At 71.5% G+C, this 1,568-nt stretch carries 1 protein-coding gene and 2 pseudogenes; all 3 read right to left on the bottom strand.

What is annotated here, in order from left to right; genetic code table 11:
• Positions 1-645 (bottom strand): annotated as a pseudogene (locus WBP48_RS06855) (ATP-binding protein); the annotation flags it as partial.
• Complete coding sequence (locus WBP48_RS06850; RefSeq protein WP_424438033.1) at positions 635-1,312, bottom strand: response regulator; 678 nt, start codon at positions 1,310-1,312, stop codon at positions 635-637. The pseudogene WBP48_RS06855 and the gene WBP48_RS06850, both read right to left, overlap by 11 nt.
• A 9-nt stretch (positions 1,313-1,321) precedes the next feature.
• A pseudogene (locus tag WBP48_RS06845) lies at positions 1,322-1,568 on the bottom strand (class I SAM-dependent RNA methyltransferase); the annotation flags it as partial.

The raw sequence follows: 1,568 nt of genomic DNA, 5'->3' as shown, positions 1-1,568 counted from the left end.
GGCGTAGGAGGCGACCGCGTCGCGGCGCGCACGGTCGATGCCGACCGCCACCGACCGCAACATCCACCCCAGGGTGATGAGGACCCCCGCGACGATCAGGACGAACACGGCGTCGAGCACGATCGACGCCGTCGAGGTCGGACGCGCTCCCACCTGTATCAGTCGGACCGTCGCGTACGAGACCGGCACGAGCAGGGCCCACAGAATCTGCAGCGGCATGCGGAATGCGATGACGGCAGCGACCACCGCGACGTTGAGCAGATACCAGATCCAGGGCTCGCGACCGGCATCCCCACTCCGTCCCGCCGTCGCGGCGGGCCACGCGAGCAGGGCGATCGGAAACACGATCGCGAACAGTCCCGCTCCCTGCCGCACGGCGACCCCACTCCCACACGCGAGGATCATCAACGCGAGCGGCACGAAGACCCCGATCATGAGTCCGAGGCGCCACGCCGAACTCTCGTGCCCCGAGCCGAGCGCGTTCAGGAACGCCTGAAGGCCGAGCACGGTGGAGCCGAGCGCCACGACGACGTCGATGATGCGCTCGACGCGGGCCTGCGTGAAGGTCTCGGGACCGGCGGCGATGTCGCCGAGGGGCGCGCGAACGGCCGGATCGGCCGCCACCGCCGGCTTGTCAGTGGACACCGTCGCCGCCGCTGGGGCCGTGGGGACCGCTGGGCATGAGGCCGTCCTCCATGGCGCGGCGCAGCAGGTCGACCTTCGTGGGCGCCGGGCGCCCGACCTCGACGTACTTCACTCGAACCCGGGTGATGTTCTCCTTCGCGGTCGAGTACGCGATGCCGAGGCGCTCCGCGACGGCCTTCAACGGCAGGCCGGCGGCGTACAGCCGCAGCACGTCACGCTCGCGCCTGGACAACTGCGCGTCGGCGAACGCGCGATCGCCCTCGACCGCGCTCGCCCATTCGATGTTGTCGAGCGCGTCGCCTGCGGCGATCGTGCGGATCGCGGCGATGACGTCGTCGATGCGCGATGCCTTGCTGATCACGCCGGACGCGCCGGCGGCGAGCGCCTCGCGGACGGCGGCGGGACGGTCGGCGACGCTGTGGATGAGCACCGGAGAACCGTCGGCGACCAGACGCTGCACGTTCTCGGTCACGGTGGTCCCGTCGCCGAGAGTGAGATCGAGCACGACGACGTCGACCGGCGAGACCCCGGCATCCGCCCGCCACCGGAGGTAGGGGCAGACACTGCTGCCGGAGTACACGACCTGTGTCGCGCCGGTGCGCGCACAGGCGGCCTCGAGACCGAGCCGCACCGACTCGTGGTCGTCGATGAGAACCACCCGCGTCATGCCGCCAGCCTAGCCAGCACCGCCGAGCCGGGAGAGGACGGCGACGGCCTCCAGGTGATGCGAGTGGGGGAAGAGGTCGAGAGCGTGGATGCTCTGCGGCTCATATCCGTGCGTGCGGAAGGTGCCGATGTCGCGGGCGAGGGCGACGGGGTCGCAGGCGACGTAGACGACGGATGCCGCGGCCAGCGCCGACACCCGCTCGACGACCTCCCGGCCGGCCCCCGAGCGCGGCGGGTCGAGGAGCACCACCCCGCTG

It is taken from the genome of Microbacterium sp. (assembly GCF_049661145.1).
GTDB lineage: Bacteria > Actinomycetota > Actinomycetes > Actinomycetales > Microbacteriaceae > Microbacterium.
This window is presented reverse-complemented; position numbering and strand designations above follow the sequence as displayed.

What these genes read in the sequence shown, in the direction of transcription:
- WBP48_RS06850 (WP_424438033.1), bottom strand. Translation starts at nt 1,312, where the DNA reads ATGACGCGGGTGGTTCTCATCGACGACCACGAGTCGGTGCGGCTCGGT.